The organism is Mycobacterium asiaticum, from assembly GCF_001673365.1.
GTDB classification, from domain to species: domain Bacteria; phylum Actinomycetota; class Actinomycetes; order Mycobacteriales; family Mycobacteriaceae; genus Mycobacterium; species Mycobacterium asiaticum_A.
Map to the genome: position 1 here is coordinate 112,847 of NZ_LZLS01000156.1, position 13,454 is coordinate 126,300.

Here is a 13,454-nt window from a genome sequence, read left to right on the forward strand (position 1 = left end):
CCGGTCGGTACCCGTTTGGTGCCCCCAGTAGGACTCGAACCTACGACCTGCGGATTAAAAGTCCGTAGCTCTACCAACTGAGCTATAGGGGCGGCGGAGACTCAGGATACTGTGTGCCGGTACGGGCCTCGTTTGAGGATTAGGGCCGGGGTGACCTAAGCTGGCTTGGCTCCCAACGGTAATCATGTTGCGAGTGCCCCGGAGAGATTCGGTTCTGGCCCCCTTCGTCTAGCGGCCTAGGACGCCGCCCTTTCAAGGCGGTAGCGCGGGTTCGAATCCCGTAGGGGGTACTTGCGACGCGGGCTACCGCGGAGCAGCAGTACAGCAAGGCCCTGTGGCGCAGTTGGTTAGCGCGCCGCCCTGTCACGGCGGAGGTCGCGGGTTCGAGTCCCGTCAGGGTCGCCAGCACGGCGAGGCACATCCTGCCTGCCGGCTTCCGGCCAGGTAGCTCAGTCGGTACGAGCGTCCGCCTGAAAAGCGGAAGGTCGACGGTTCGATCCCGTCCCTGGCCACTCGTCTGACCTGCATAGACACGGGTTATGCACTCGGTGGTTGGTTTGATTCGTCCGGTTCTTGTCCGGTCGTCGGTGGTTGAATCTCAGTTGCGTGAAGCTGATCGAGGTTGGTTGCCACTTGGTCTAGTTCGTCGGCGTAGAGATCGCTGTAAATATTCGCGGTGACGGTCGGCGTGGAATGACCCATGGTTTTCTGGACGTAGCGCAGGTCTGCCCCAGATTTACGGGCCAGGCTCGCGTACGTGTGGCGTAGGTCGTGGATAGTTAGCGGAGCTAGGTCGGTCTTCTCAAGGGCTTGATTCCAGTGCGTATGGCGGCGCCAGTTGTTGGATCGCAGCATTGTTCCGTTGGATGAGGTGACCGCTGGTTCGTCCGGAGCGCGGCCGTTGATGCGCCGGGCGAGGATGTCGACCACGACTTGGGGGAGCGGGATGGTTCGGATGCCGGCGCGGGTCTTCGGAGGCCCGATGACAATTCGGCCCTCAACCTCCGGTGCGGCCCGTCGGACGTAGAGGCGGCGTGCGGCAAGGTTGACGTCCTTGACGCGGAGGCCGACGAGTTCGGACCAGCGCAGGCCGGTGTAGGCGAGGATTGTCACGACGTCGCCCTGGTCGCCGCAGGCGCTGGCCAATCTCTGGACCTCCTGTGCGGTCAGGTAGCGATGACGATCCCGCTCGGGAATGCGGCCCGCTGAGACACCAAGAGCGGGGTTGCGGTGGATGCGGCCGTCTTGGTGGGCGATGTCGAGAATCGAGCGCACGAGACGCAGCGTGGACACTTTCGCCCACGGGCCGACCGTCAGGCCGTCAACGAACGCCTGAACGTCGGCGCGAGTGATCTCGTCGACGGGGATATGGCCGAACCGCGGCGCGATGCGCAGTTCCCAGTGTTGGACGTATCCGCTCCAGGTCTTCGGCGACACCGCGGGTTTCTTGGAATCGGAGAACTGCGTCCAGATCCGGTTTAGCGGCGTGCGTCCGAGGCGTGGGTCGAATCGACGTGCGCCGAGCGCGGCTTCGTTGTCACGTTCGGATTTGAACGCCTTCGCCTCACGCAGGGTCGAAAACGTGGCGGACGTTTCGACCCAACCCGATGGCGCGTCCGGATCTCGGATCAGGTACCGGACTTGGTAGCGGGGTTGGCCGGCTGCGTTGAGGCGCTTTCGGATGCCGCGAGGGGTGTTTCCCGCCATTACCGGCGTACCTGCTTCAGCCAGGACCGGACTTCTGCGCAGTCCCAGCGGCGTACCCGCTCTGACAGTGTGTAGCAGGGCGGGCCGATCTGTTCGCCGGTGGTTTCGCGGAGTGCGGCCCAGCGGTTGAGTGTTGCAGCGGAAACGCCTAATAGCGCTGAAACCTGTTCTGCAGTAAGCAATTCTGGGAAGTTGCCCGTATTGACGAGAGCCTCGCGGAGGCCGTGAGTGACCACCCTCTCACCTCGCTGCACGGATCGAGTCGAACCAGGCTCGGGTGCGCAGCAATCCGGCGTCGGCGTCGGCTTGGCCGCCGGTCATTCCCCATAGACCGAATGCCCAGCGCTCCAGCGCGGAGATCGTAGTCTCGCCGCAGCGCTGGAGCTCGGCGTCGTCACCCAGGACGAGGGCGGTTCCGATGACTTCGCCGCACGACCAGAGATTCCGATACTGGCCCCATCCGTCTCTGCGGACCAGATGGGCGCGGTGGATGAGATCGGCGTGCCTCGCCAGCTTATTCTCATCGGATGATTCGAAGAGTGGGCAGTCGTCACTCATCGCGCTTTCCTCCGGGTGTGCGTGCTCGGCCGCATCGCTTTGCAGTGACGCGAATTTGGTCATCGCTCCAAAAGTCGGATCGGACCTTGGCCACCTGTCCGTCTTCGGCGATGACGTAGCCGGTGCCCGGTTGATTGGGGCTGATTCGGTGCGCGGGCGCTTTGTCGACCATCCCGTCGCCGAGCACCATCGCGACTTCGTCGCGTGAACGCAGCCGCAGCGCGATGGTTTGGGTGAATAATTCCCGCATGGGGATGACTTCCTTGCGGGGATCTTGTACGAATGCGGCCACCACAATCCCCAGGCCGCGGCCTTTGGACAAGATCCGCGACAACGATGCTTTGGCCGCTTTGCACATGGCCGGATCGGACAGGTAGTTGGTCAGACCGGCGAGTTCGTCGATCAGCAGCACCACCAACGGCGTATCACGACTCGCGCTGTGCTGACGTGAGTGTCCGGCCATATTGTGCCCGCGCTGGTCCATCAACTTCTCCAGCGCGGCAAGGGTTTCCACGGCATCGGCTTCTGTGATGGCGATCTTCGAGAACAGGTCAGAGCCGACCGACAATTCAATGCCGTATTTCAGGTCGATACCCACCAGACGAACCACGCCGGAGGCGACAGCAGGGCCGAGACCACAGGCGATACCCCAGAAGACGGAACCTTTGCCTGCACCTGAGCAGCCCACCGTGAGGGTGTGTCGACCGCTCAATTGCAGACTCCACGCTGAGCCGTTCTCGCATCGCCCGAGCGTGACCCGCGCTGTGGCTAACGCTGTCGGCGGCGCCGCGTGGCCAACGGTCGAGAGCTGTTCCCGCATGACCAGTTCGATCCGCAGCGTGCCGGGGGAGACGACGACCGACCGTGCCGAGTGAGCGCCCGCAGCGTCGCGTATCGCTGGAACGGCGCGCTCCAAGTCTTCGACGGTCTGTCCCATCCTGGCCCGGACAGTCAGACGCAGGGTGGTGCGAGATACGTCTGTTGCCAATAGCTTTGGATGAAGCCAACGGGTCGACGTGACCTGTCGGCCTTCGCTGTCGCGGCGCGTGACCTGCTCCGCAGCGGACAAGCCGCAGCGCTTGCTTAGCTTCTGCCATGAGAGGTGCGCCCAGAGGCGCCAGCGCAGGAGCCGGGCAGGCGTTGCAAACCGCTCTTCGTACGTCTCTGGTGAGTGCAGTCGCCAACAAATGAGAGCGGCGCCGATGACGATCGCGATGACCGCTACGCACAGGGTGAAAGCGGTGAGGAAATTCAGCACGTGGTCGATCCGAAACGGGGTATCGGGATCGGTCAGTTCGTACGCGTCGGGATTCATGCCGACGCCCGACCGGAGTTCGACGCGGCGGACGCCTTGCCCGGCGCCGTCATCCCGGATGCTCGGAACGACCACGCGATCCGTGAGAAATCACCCGACCGCTCGATATATGGCAGCGCCGTCAGATCTTCGAAAACCACTGGTGTGAAAGGTGTTCCGCTTGAATTGCTCGGTGCAGCCGGCTGCGTCGGCGCGGCGAACTTGACGGTCACCGTGCGGCTTCGCTTCGGCGCGGCGGGATCACCGTCGAGCGCTTCGACCTGCCACATCGGCAATCCAGTGTCGCGGTCCCTCGCCTGCACGCGGTTCTCGCCGGAGGACTTGTCGAAGTCGATCATCGGCGTCACCTCGGACACGAGGAACGCGCCGAGGGAGAACACCTGCGCGTGCCCGACCTGAAGCCATTTGGGAATTGACATTTGGTTGCGCCTTTCGCCTCATCTGTACTAGATGACTAAGTATCTAGTCGTCTAGAGGAGTAAGTCAAGGAGTTCGCGCGGGTTGCTCACGATTGAGCGTTTAGTGCGCTGAAAAGTCGTATTCGAGCAGGTAAGCGGATGCGACCTTCACCGTGTCGCACACCTCGACTGCCACGCCGTCGCTGTCATAAGCGGTCCGCACGACAGTCAGGACGGGTGCTCCTGTCGCGAGCTGCAGGGCTCGGCGCTCTTCTGGGGTAGGCATCCGTGCGCCTACTTCCTCGGTGAATCGGGCGAGGGTGTGGCCGGCTTCTTCGAGGCGCGCGTAGATGCCGCCGGGCCCGGTGTCGACTTGTTCAATCTTGGTGTTCTGGGCGAATGCTGCAGGAATGTAGGAGATCGCTGTCTCAATCGGCCGACCATCGGCGAGGTAGCGCCGTGATCGGACCAGAACCTCATCGTCCGGGGTCAAGCGAAGGCGTTCGGCCACAGTGGAATTCGGTCTCTGCCGCGTCACGGTGATGTTGTCGACCGTCGGCGTGTAGCCCGACTTTTCCGCCTCCACGGTGAACGCAGCCTTGCCGCTCGCGCGATGTCGCCGTGCGAAACGATCGGACGCGAGTCGGCGAATCTGAGGAGCGGGGCGAACGAACACTCCTCGGCCGTGCTCGGAAACGGCCAGGCCTTCAGAACGCAGCTCCTGTACTGCCTGGCGGACCGTCATTCGCGCGACTCCGAAGTGGTCGATCAGCGCCGCCTCAGACGGAAGACGTTCGCCGGCGGTGAGTTGGCCAGAGTTAATCGCCTCACGCAGCATGCCGGCGATCTGCCGATACGGGGGCTTGTCGTCCGCGCGATCGATCTGACCGAGTTGCAGCACCTGCGAGCCTTCCCATGCACGTCTAGACGACTAGTCTAGGGAAACGACACGTCCCCTGTCACTAATGGAGTCGGCCGCAGAGGAGTCTCACGCATGGCAGCCACACCAAAACACTCGGTCAGCGTCGCCGGCGTTGTGGTCCGCGACGACGGACGCGTCCTCGTCATCAAGCGCGATGACAACGGCCACTGGGAGGCGCCGGGGGGAGTCCTGGAACTCGACGAGTCGTTCGAGGCCGGCGTTCGGCGTGAGGTGCTCGAAGAAACCGGCCTTGAGGTCAACGTGGAGCGGCTCACGGGCGTCTACAAGAACCTGACGCACGGCATCGTTGCGTTGGTGTACCGCTGCCGGCCAGCGGCGGGTGAACCGCACGTGACCGACGAAGCACGTGAAATCCGTTGGATGACAACGGAAGAAATACAGTGTGCGATGACACCAGCGTTCGGCGTGCGTGTTCTGGATGCGTTCGACGAAGCGCCTCAGTCGCGTGCGCATGATGGGGTCAATCTGATGTAGTCGTCATGCTCTGAATCTCAGAGCCCGTAGAGCTTCAACCCGACGTGATCGACGATGAAGCGCTCACCTTCGGAATCCATGGCGAAGTACACTCGGCCGACTTCATTCGGCGATGTGTTGTCGCCCAACTTGAGGTGTGGCAGACGACTGTAGACCTTGCCGTCAAGGCTGAACGAATCAAGCCCTTGCTTGGCCATGTACTGATCCGTCGAGGCAAGGTTCAGCTCCCACTCATGCTTGAACCAATCGTCAGGCAGCATGCCGAGTTGGCAACCGAGACGTCGGTACTCGATGGCTGCCTTTGTCAGTGCGATAAGGGCATCGCGCATCACATCGACATGCGGGTAGTCGTCACGCTTCCACGATTGGTAAGAATTACGGGTGAAAATAATGGCGCCTTGCCCCTGTTTCTCAAGGTATGACGCCAGTTCCGAAAGGTTGATGGGGTCAAGTTCTGGTGCTTCCGCCCATTCGATAACGCGCACCCGGCTGGACTGACGCGCACGCTCGGCCTCTTGCTTCCAGTACGCAGTCTGTGCTGCCTGGGCCTTGTATCGATCGCGTTCCTCTTCAACCTGTTTAAACCACGAGTCGTATTGGCTGATCTCCTCCTGCAGTTCCTCAATGATCCGATCCTGCGCCTCGAGTTCCTTGGAATTGTCGCCCTGCGCTTTTGCGGCGGCCAGATCTGCGGCGATCTGTTTGTTGCGCGCAGTTCGTCGAGCAGCCTCTGCCGTGCGTAGCAACTGATTCACGCCGCGAACCGTCACCGAGACCGAACTGAGCATCCGGAATAGCCGGCCCGGCGCGAACTGCGTCTGATCCATTGCGAATGCCGGGTGCCTCAGTGATAGGTCCGGCCACACGAGGCGTGCGCCGCCCGCCGGGATGGATGCCTCGATCTGGTCCAACCTGTCGGCGAGCAGTCGTTGTGATCGTGCATCGACCGCAAGGACGGGTGCCAGCCCGACCAGTTCGCCGGCGGCCTTACGCGCCAGTCGTTCGCCAGCGTCCTCACTCCCGTCGACGAGCAGGATCGGCAGGAGGCGCCCCTCTGCGGACAGCGCCTCCCACACAAAATCCGCGTGCTGCGGGTTGACCCAGTTAAACCGTCCGTCAACCCGACTGGGGCCAGACCAGTACTGTAGGTCCTGATCTCGGAGGAGCAAGACTAGGAGATGCGGCCGGCGGAAAAAGTCGATGCCCGCGGGCGCAAGAACGCCGTCGAGGGACTCACGCCCCAGCTCAATCCGCACCGCTGTCTTGTCGGCTTCCGTGAAAACCGTTACGACGCAAACGAAATCCGCTCGGCCACTACGAGTGATCTCGGTCCTCACGGTGACGGCCAGAGCAATTACCTCAGCTGTGCCTTCGGTTGACCAAGAGACACGGCTGTCGTTTCTGTCCTCGTGGCTACTGGTGAGAGTGGTGGTCCCGTTGGTATCGAAGGCTCCGGGATCCAGTGTCGGAGTGTGTTCGAAGCTCAACCACTCGGCGAGGTGGCGTTTGACGCGGTCACGAACACCCATCGGCGTCAGGCCGGAACCTTCGCTAGGACGCACGTCGACCTCAACGACGTACAGGAGTTCCACTACCCTGCCCCTTCCTGAACTCCTAACCCCACGTTGGCGGGGAGCCAAGACAATTCCGCGGAAATCATCCGCGTACCTCCCTCACTGGGCTCGATGCCTCCAGCTCGCGCCAGCCGGGAACGAACGCAGTCATCATCGCGGTAAAGGCTTTCCCGTGGGAGCGGTATCGCAGGTGGAGCAGTTCATGGACGACGACATAGTCCTGGAAGGCCGGGGGCATTTCGACAAGATCCTGTGCAAGCATGATCACACCGTCCGGTGCGCACGAGCCCCACTTTGTAGTGAGCTCGGCGATCAGGATGCGGGAAGGATTCACTCGAATCTTGGTCGCCCACGCCATCGTCTTGCGGGTTAGCGCTTGATCGGCGGTCAGCGGCATCTTCGGCCTTGCCATCAGACCTTCTCCAGCACTGTCATAACGTTGTCGATAATCTCGGCGCAGGACTTTGGAGGCACCTGACTATCCAGCAGTGGTTTGTAGAGTCCACTGCGCAGGCGGCGCCGCTCGTCGGGATTCTGGCGCCAGTGCGGGAACTGATCTACCGCCACCTCGATGCTCACCGCAACCCTCTGGATATCGACCTTCAGCCCATGCAACGAATGCTCGGTTCTCAACGCCGAGTAAATGCCGAAGGCGCGATCCGACAGTCCGCTCTGCCGGGCGAACTCGCGCAGTTTGTCCTTCTCCTCCGCAATTGCCTTGAGCTCATCTAAAGCGGCAAGGCCGTTGACCTTTCGCTCTTCGAGGTTTTCGATGACACGGTCGGCCCTTTCTTTTATGCTTCGGAGCGCCACCGCGGCTGCCGGGTTGTCGTCCATCTCCTTGCGTAAGCCACGCAACAGGTTGTAGACCTTCTCCTCGGGTGGTCCGTCGTCCCTACCCAGGGCCTCCAATGTTGGGACATCGAACGTGGCAACCTTTATAAACCTACCGAGACCTTCCTGAGTTGCGGTCTCTTCGATCAGACGCTTGGTCTTGTGCTCCAGATCGGCAGTGAAGGTGGTCGCCTCGGAGTAGGCGTTTCGCACGGCCGCGTACAGAACAGATAGGCGCTTGTACGTCGCGATGTGGTCGCGCAACTCCGCTGAGGGCGAGAGTATTTCCCACAACGCCTCGATATCGCGGTAGTCGTCGAAAAACTTCTTGCGCTCGTCCTCCGATACGAATTTGCCGTAAACGATGCCTTCTAACTGCTCGTCATCGCTTTGGCCGCGCGTGACCTGCAGGTACTCGGTGGAAGCAGCGTCGATCTTCAGCAGTAGATCCGCCATCAGCACATCGAGGTCTTGCAGGGCGCCTTCGACATCGGCGGAATCGAACCGCAGCGCCTTGTGAAGTTCTTTCAAGATGCCAACGAAGTCTACGACGAGACCCACCTTCTTCTGCACACCCTCGCTGTCGACATATGGTCGGTTCACGCGCGCAAGCGCCTGGAGGAGGACGTGGTCACGCATCGGCTTATCGAGATACATCGCGTATAAGATCGGCGCGTCGTAGCCGGTGAGCAACTTGTCAGTGACGATCAGGATCTTGGGGTGTTGATTGGCCTTCTTAAACTGCCGACGCATCTCTTTCTCGCGGTCATCGGAAAGCTGGAGCTCATGTACGTCGGGACGGTCGACGACATCGCTCGCATTCTTGCTATAGACCACCTCGGACCACGCGGGCGGTAGCAGCTTGTCGAGCGCCCGCTTATATTTCGCACACGTCTCACGGTCGACCGCGACGAGAAAGGCCTTGTACCCCAGCGGATCCACGTTCTCATTGAAGTGGTTCGCGACGAACTCAGCCACCTGCGCGACGCGGCTCTCAGAGCCGAGGAAGGTGCGGAGTCCGACTGCTCGCCGCAGTACGTTGTTGAGTTCATCGATGTCGGTGACGGCCTCGTCGGACGCAAGGGCGTAGAACTGCTCGTCTAAGTCCTCTGGTGCCATGGACATCGACGACGGCGCAAGCATGTACTTGATCGGCAGAGTGGTCTCGTCCTCGATCGACTCAATGATCGAGTACTTGTGCAGGTAGCCCATTTCGTCTTGTGATCCGAAGATCTGGAACGAACTTGTGCCACCGCCTTGTGTCCCGCCGACCGGGGTGCCCGTAAAGCCGATAATGGTGGAGTTTGGGACCGCCGCCATGAGGTATGAGCCGAGGTCAGCAGCGACCGATCGGTGAGCCTCGTCGATGAAGACAAAGACGTTGTCGCGGTTGGAGCTGTCCTTCCGGATTGTCTCGAACTTGTAAATCATCGAGACGACCAGGCCACGGAAGTCGGAATCGAAGATATCTTGCAGGTCATCCTTGCTGTTGGCACGCCGAACCGGGATGTCGTTGGCCTGCATCTCGCCGAGCAGTCTGTCGACCCACTCCTTGAGCTGGCCCTCCAGCTCGGTGCGGTCAACGACGAGGATGACGGTTGCGTTGTTGAAGCGGTCCTTCTGGCTGAGGATCAACTGCGCCGCCGTTAGCAACGTGAAGGTCTTGCCGGAGCCCTGCGTGTGCCAGATCAGCCCCCGGTTCTTCGCCTGGTCGCCGCACCGCGCGACCACCGCATCGACTGCACCGCGCTGGTGCTCGCGAAGGACCGATTTCTTCGTTTCACCGTCTTCGACATAGAAGAGCACCCACTCGCGCAAGGTGCGCAGGAAGTCACGCGGCTCGAAGAACGCCTGTACGGCACCGCGGTAGGACTCGTCGCTCGTGTGCTTCCACCTAAAGAGCATGCGGCGATTGATGTTCCACGTGACGCCGTACCAGTATTCGATCAGGTGGGTCTCGTTGTGAAGCTGCGCCTGAGCCAGAAGCTCTGGCGTCTCCATCTCGTAACGTCGAAGCTGGGTCACGGCTTTGGTGAGCGCGTCGCGGTCTTTCGGGTTCTTGTGCTCGACGATGGTGACCGGAATTCCGTTGACGACGAACATGACGTCGGCGCGGTTCCCTTTTGCCCGGGCCGGCGGCTCGATCTTCCACTCCCACGTGACGTGCAGAGCGTTCTCGTCGGGGCGATCGGGATCGAATTCGACAACCTGGACCGGGCGTTGGCGCCGTTCGTTCTCGTCGTGCCATTGACGTTCGCCTCGAATCCAACGCAGCACCTCTCGGTTGCCCTCGATTGTGGCGGGCAGCGCTTCAATGCTCTCGACAATCGCGCGGGCCTGGTCCTCAGTCAGCCACGGGTTGAACTGCCGCAGTTTGTTCTCCAGTACCTCGGGGAACAGCATGTTGGCCCGACCGCGACGCATGCGTTCGGCTTCCTCTGGCGCGAGTTCCTCCCAGCCAACGGCTGAGGCGTGCTTCACCATCGGGAATTGCACCGACTTGGCCTCTGAAATTTTGATCTGGCTCATGCTGCAGTCCCGCGGATTGACGGCAACGCGCTCAGGTCGAGGTCGTCGACCGAAATCTCGCCGGTCATCAGTTTTTGCAGCAACGACTTAAAGAGCTGATCAAGCACGCCGCGCTTGCGACGATGCAGGTCGATTTTGCGGTCGAGGGCATCCAGTACGTCGATGATCTCTTGCTGTTCGACGATGGTTGGCGGTACTGGGACGTCGATTTTGCGCACGATGTCGAGGTTGAGGTTCTGTTGTTGCCCGCCGTGGGCGAGCGAGCGGATCGCCTCATACCGCGATGTCAGGTAGTGGTAAAGGTACTGCGCGACCACGTCATCCGTCGGAGTTATCGCCGCGCACGCCTGATTGCAGGAAGCTTCGATGCCAAGAATCCCGACTTTCCCGCGGGTGACGCCTTGCCCGTACATGGCCATCAGGAGCGTGCCGGGGGGGAGCAGCTTCGCAGCCGATCCATTCAGTCCAGCCTGGGTGATGTGTTCCTCGGTCTCGGTGATCACGGAGTAGTTCACCTCAGTCGTCTTGACCCACGGGATCGTGCCCCCCGACCAGTACGTAGCGTTACTTCGAGAGGGTGTTCCACCTGAGACGACCGAGAAGTGTTCGTCGATAGCGGCTACCGTCCAACTCTCCGGAACAGGGCCAACCTCTGTTTCCCTCTGCGCCTCGCCCCTCAGCCCCCGCGTGAACAACTGCTCCATCACGGCGGACTTCAGCTCCTGGGTCGTTAAGAGCACACGCTTGTTGAGCCTTCTGGCCCGTTGTACGTGCCTGAGGACGTCGGCGATGGCGACTTGCTCTGCCAGCGGAGGGTGAGGAACTTCGAGAGCCTTGAGCCGGCCCGAAGACAGATTGGGGATGGTGGTCTTGTTGCCGGCTCCTTCGAAGATTCCGAGCTGGGTGAAGGCCGACTGGAGGAAGTAAACGTAGAACCGGGGGTCGACGTCAGCCACCTGCGGCCGAAGTCGGTGGAGGTGGTTTTGGAAGGACATCGGTGCAGGGCCGCCTTCCCAGATTGCAGCCCTGCCGATCTCGCCCCCTTCGCACACCAATAGATCTCCTGGTTCGACGAGCTTGTCGGCCAGTTCGCGGTCAGGGATTGCCATCTCGTCGACCTGAGCGAGGTCAATCTCATCCCAAAAAACGTTTGACGTGCGCAAGAAGGGAACCTTGTTCTCCCCGATGCGCGACGCTGCCGACATCGTCTTGCCCGCACCCACGATAAAGAGGTAGCCCAGCGACTTCGTCGGCCAGAAAGTTCCGCTCACAGTTTCACCAACATCTTCGCCAGCGCCTCGTCGGTCTCCCGGGCAGCGCCGTCCAGCTCGGTAAGTTCCGCCAACAGGTCTCGGACTGAACGGTGGGCCAGTGCCCTTGCCTGCTGAACCCATCGACTGGGACTGAGGTTGTAGTCCGCCGAAGCGGCCTGGGAGAGGTCGATGACTGCAACCTCACCCTCGACGGCCTCACCGGCATTGAAGAGCTTCGCGAGGTCGTCCTCAGCGACAAGATGGTTCTTCGGCTTACCCTTGGAGAACCGTTTGCTCGCATTGAGCAGGGTGATCTTGCCCTTCTTAGCCTCGGGCTTGCGCTTGTTGAGCACCACGATGACGCCAGCGGCCGTCGTGTTGTAGAAGAGGTTGTCGGGCAACAGGATGACGCCCTCGACGAGGTCGCGATCGACGAACCACTTGCGGATGTTGCGTTCCTTGTCTTCGTTCTTCGAGCCCGAGCCACGAGTTACGGCACCGGTGTCGAGGACGACCGCCGCACGGCCGGTGTCCTTGAGCGCCGAGAGCGTCTGCTGGAGCCAGGCCCAGTCACCCTTGCCTGACGTTGCGCCACCGTGTTTGATGAACCGGTCGTACGGGTCGTCCTCGAAAATGCTCGGGTCAAAAGGCTGGTTCCACATCGGGTTAGCGACGACAAGATCGAAATGGTCGAGTGATCCCGACGATGTCCGGAACTTAGGATTGATCATGGTGTCGCCCCGGCGTAGGTCGACGTCCATGTCGTGGATGATTGCATTCATCCGGGCGACGGCGTAACTCTCGGCCTGTAGCTCCTGACCAAACAGTTTGAGTGGGATCTTTGCGGTCGGGTCGAGCTCGCGCGCGATGAGCTGGAGCTTGATGAGCAGACCGGCGGAACCGCACGCGTAGTCATGGCAGGTCTGTCCTGGCTTCGGCCTCAGGATGCGCGCCATGAGGAATCCGACCTCGGTTGGAGTGAAGAATTCGCCCGCACTCTGGCCCGAGCCTTCTGCGAACTTCCGGAGGAGATATTCGTACGCGCGGCCAAGGAAGTCCGGCTGCACGTCGGCGAGGCCGAGGCGATAACGCGGGTCGGAAAATGTCTCGACGACGCCATTGAGCTTGGCGGGGTTGATGTCTCGCTCACCGTTGCGCTCGGCCGCGAAGTCGATGACGTCGATGACTCCGGCGAGGCTCGGGTTGAATCGGACGACGGCTCGCACGGCCTTGGTGAGATGTTCACCGATGTCGCGTGGTCGTGTAGACCGACCGCGCTCGTCGTCAGGCCAGTCGTACGGCACGCGTCCGCTGATGACGGCCCAACGTGCCTCGGCCGGGAGATAGAAGCGGAGCAGGTCGTGGTCGTTGTCCGCGATCTCCAGGGCGACGTCACGGTCGCCGTACTCCTCGGCGAGTCGGTCGATCTCGTCGTCAAAGACATCGGAAAGGCGCTTAAGGAATAGCAGCGGCAGCAGGTAGTCCTTGAACTTTGGCGCGTCCTTCTCGCCTCGGATCGAGCAAGCGGCGTCCCACAGCATCTGCTCCATTGGCTTTGTGGTCGGAGTCGCTGGCTTAGCTTGGCGGCCACGGCGACGGGTGACTACTGCTCCACCGGCAGCCGGGGCATCGCTGGGATCGACGCCAGCTTCCTCGGCCAAAGCGTTGATCTTGGCGAGCTGGACCCTCTGCGGCTTGCTGGAGCCGGCTTCCCACCTGTTAACCGTGGCAAACGAGACGTCGAGCCGCTCCGCCAACTCACCCTGGGTCAGATCTAGCGCAGCACGGATGACTTGAAGGAGCGTTGGGATGGTCGAGGATTCCGTCATGTATGTTATGTTTGCATAGTGATATAGCAAATACAACCTA

The 13,454-nt window shown here is 61.3% G+C and carries 12 protein-coding genes and 4 tRNA genes; 4 read left to right on the forward strand and 12 right to left on the reverse strand.

The genetic code is table 11. The features are described 5' to 3' along the window. Positions 1-16 precede the first annotated feature (16 nt). A tRNA-Lys gene (locus A5634_RS16790) sits at positions 17-92 on the reverse strand. A 125-nt stretch (positions 93-217) separates the two neighbouring features. On the opposite strand from A5634_RS16790, the gene A5634_RS16795 reads away from it, so the two are divergent. The 3 genes from A5634_RS16795 to A5634_RS16805 all read left to right on the forward strand — a co-directional run bounded on the left by A5634_RS16795 (position 218) and on the right by A5634_RS16805 (position 512). Then, positions 218-290 (forward strand) — tRNA-Glu (locus A5634_RS16795). Between the two features lie 38 nt (positions 291-328). Beyond that, positions 329-405 (forward strand) — tRNA-Asp (locus tag A5634_RS16800). 33 nt (positions 406-438) lie between these two features. Next, positions 439-512, forward strand: a tRNA-Phe gene (locus A5634_RS16805). A gap of 25 nt (positions 513-537) precedes the next feature. Here A5634_RS16805 and A5634_RS16810 read toward each other — a convergent pair. The 6 genes from A5634_RS16810 to A5634_RS16830 all read right to left on the reverse strand — a co-directional run bounded on the left by A5634_RS16810 (position 538) and on the right by A5634_RS16830 (position 4,879). Beyond that, positions 538-1,707 carry a tyrosine-type recombinase/integrase gene (locus A5634_RS16810; protein ID WP_065145159.1) on the reverse strand — a complete coding sequence of 390 codons (1,170 nt, stop codon included), beginning with the start codon at positions 1,705-1,707 and terminating at the stop codon, positions 538-540. Beyond that, entirely contained in the window at positions 1,707-1,943 is a 237-nt protein-coding gene (locus A5634_RS27480; protein ID WP_081290483.1) for a helix-turn-helix transcriptional regulator, read from the reverse strand. Before A5634_RS27480 ends, A5634_RS16810 begins: the two co-directional genes overlap by 1 nt. Before the next feature lie 4 nt (positions 1,944-1,947). Beyond that, the gene (locus tag A5634_RS16815) at positions 1,948-2,265 is read right to left on the reverse strand and encodes a hypothetical protein (RefSeq protein WP_065145160.1); all 318 of its coding nucleotides are present in this window, start codon (positions 2,263-2,265) and stop codon (positions 1,948-1,950) included. Continuing rightward, positions 2,258-3,580 carry an FtsK/SpoIIIE domain-containing protein gene (locus A5634_RS16820; RefSeq protein WP_065145161.1) on the reverse strand — a complete coding sequence of 441 codons (1,323 nt, stop codon included), beginning with the start codon at positions 3,578-3,580 and terminating at the stop codon, positions 2,258-2,260. Before A5634_RS16820 ends, A5634_RS16815 begins: the two co-directional genes overlap by 8 nt. Next, positions 3,577-3,999 (reverse strand): plasmid replication, integration and excision activator, encoded by a 423-nt coding sequence (locus A5634_RS16825; RefSeq protein WP_065145162.1) that lies wholly within the window; start codon positions 3,997-3,999, stop codon positions 3,577-3,579. The genes A5634_RS16820 and A5634_RS16825 overlap by 4 nt, the downstream gene beginning before the upstream one ends. 100 nt (positions 4,000-4,099) lie before the next feature. Continuing rightward, positions 4,100-4,879 (reverse strand): GntR family transcriptional regulator, encoded by a 780-nt coding sequence (locus A5634_RS16830; protein WP_065145163.1) that lies wholly within the window; start codon positions 4,877-4,879, stop codon positions 4,100-4,102. 93 nt (positions 4,880-4,972) lie between these two features. On the opposite strand from A5634_RS16830, the gene A5634_RS16835 reads away from it, so the two are divergent. Continuing rightward, positions 4,973-5,395, forward strand: a complete 423-nt coding sequence (locus A5634_RS16835; RefSeq protein WP_065145164.1) for an NUDIX hydrolase — start codon at positions 4,973-4,975, stop codon at positions 5,393-5,395. A gap of 17 nt (positions 5,396-5,412) precedes the next feature. On the opposite strand, the gene A5634_RS16840 is transcribed toward A5634_RS16835, so the two are convergent. From A5634_RS16840 to A5634_RS16860, 5 genes are all read right to left on the reverse strand, one after another. Continuing rightward, positions 5,413-6,987, reverse strand: coding sequence for a hypothetical protein (locus tag A5634_RS16840; protein WP_065145165.1), 1,575 nt, complete (start codon positions 6,985-6,987; stop codon positions 5,413-5,415). Positions 6,988-7,051: 64 nt separating this feature from the next. Further along, positions 7,052-7,381 carry a M48 metallopeptidase family protein gene (locus A5634_RS16845; protein WP_065145166.1) on the reverse strand — a complete coding sequence of 110 codons (330 nt, stop codon included), beginning with the start codon at positions 7,379-7,381 and terminating at the stop codon, positions 7,052-7,054. Next, the gene (locus tag A5634_RS16850; protein ID WP_065145167.1) at positions 7,381-10,332 is read right to left on the reverse strand and encodes a type I restriction endonuclease subunit R; all 2,952 of its coding nucleotides are present in this window, start codon (positions 10,330-10,332) and stop codon (positions 7,381-7,383) included. The genes A5634_RS16845 and A5634_RS16850 overlap by 1 nt, the downstream gene beginning before the upstream one ends. Further along, positions 10,329-11,603 carry a restriction endonuclease subunit S gene (locus tag A5634_RS16855; protein ID WP_216638746.1) on the reverse strand — a complete coding sequence of 425 codons (1,275 nt, stop codon included), beginning with the start codon at positions 11,601-11,603 and terminating at the stop codon, positions 10,329-10,331. Before A5634_RS16855 ends, A5634_RS16850 begins: the two co-directional genes overlap by 4 nt. Next, positions 11,600-13,414 carry an N-6 DNA methylase gene (locus tag A5634_RS16860; RefSeq protein ID WP_065145168.1) on the reverse strand — a complete coding sequence of 605 codons (1,815 nt, stop codon included), beginning with the start codon at positions 13,412-13,414 and terminating at the stop codon, positions 11,600-11,602. The genes A5634_RS16855 and A5634_RS16860 overlap by 4 nt, the downstream gene beginning before the upstream one ends. Positions 13,415-13,454: the final 40 nt, after the last annotated feature.

What these genes read in the sequence shown, in the direction of transcription:
- A5634_RS16810 (WP_065145159.1), bottom strand. Translation starts at nt 1,707, where the DNA reads ATGGCGGGAAACACCCCTCGCGGCATCCGAAAGCGCCTCAACGCAGCC.
- A5634_RS16815 (WP_065145160.1), bottom strand. Translation starts at nt 2,265, where the DNA reads ATGAGTGACGACTGCCCACTCTTCGAATCATCCGATGAGAATAAGCTG.
- A5634_RS16820 (WP_065145161.1), bottom strand. Translation starts at nt 3,580, where the DNA reads ATGAATCCCGACGCGTACGAACTGACCGATCCCGATACCCCGTTTCGG.
- A5634_RS16825 (WP_065145162.1), bottom strand. Translation starts at nt 3,999, where the DNA reads ATGTCAATTCCCAAATGGCTTCAGGTCGGGCACGCGCAGGTGTTCTCC.
- A5634_RS16835 (WP_065145164.1), top strand. Translation starts at nt 4,973, where the DNA reads ATGGCAGCCACACCAAAACACTCGGTCAGCGTCGCCGGCGTTGTGGTC.
- A5634_RS16845 (WP_065145166.1), bottom strand. Translation starts at nt 7,381, where the DNA reads ATGGCAAGGCCGAAGATGCCGCTGACCGCCGATCAAGCGCTAACCCGC.
- A5634_RS16850 (WP_065145167.1), bottom strand. Translation starts at nt 10,332, where the DNA reads ATGAGCCAGATCAAAATTTCAGAGGCCAAGTCGGTGCAATTCCCGATG.
- A5634_RS16860 (WP_065145168.1), bottom strand. Translation starts at nt 13,414, where the DNA reads ATGACGGAATCCTCGACCATCCCAACGCTCCTTCAAGTCATCCGTGCT.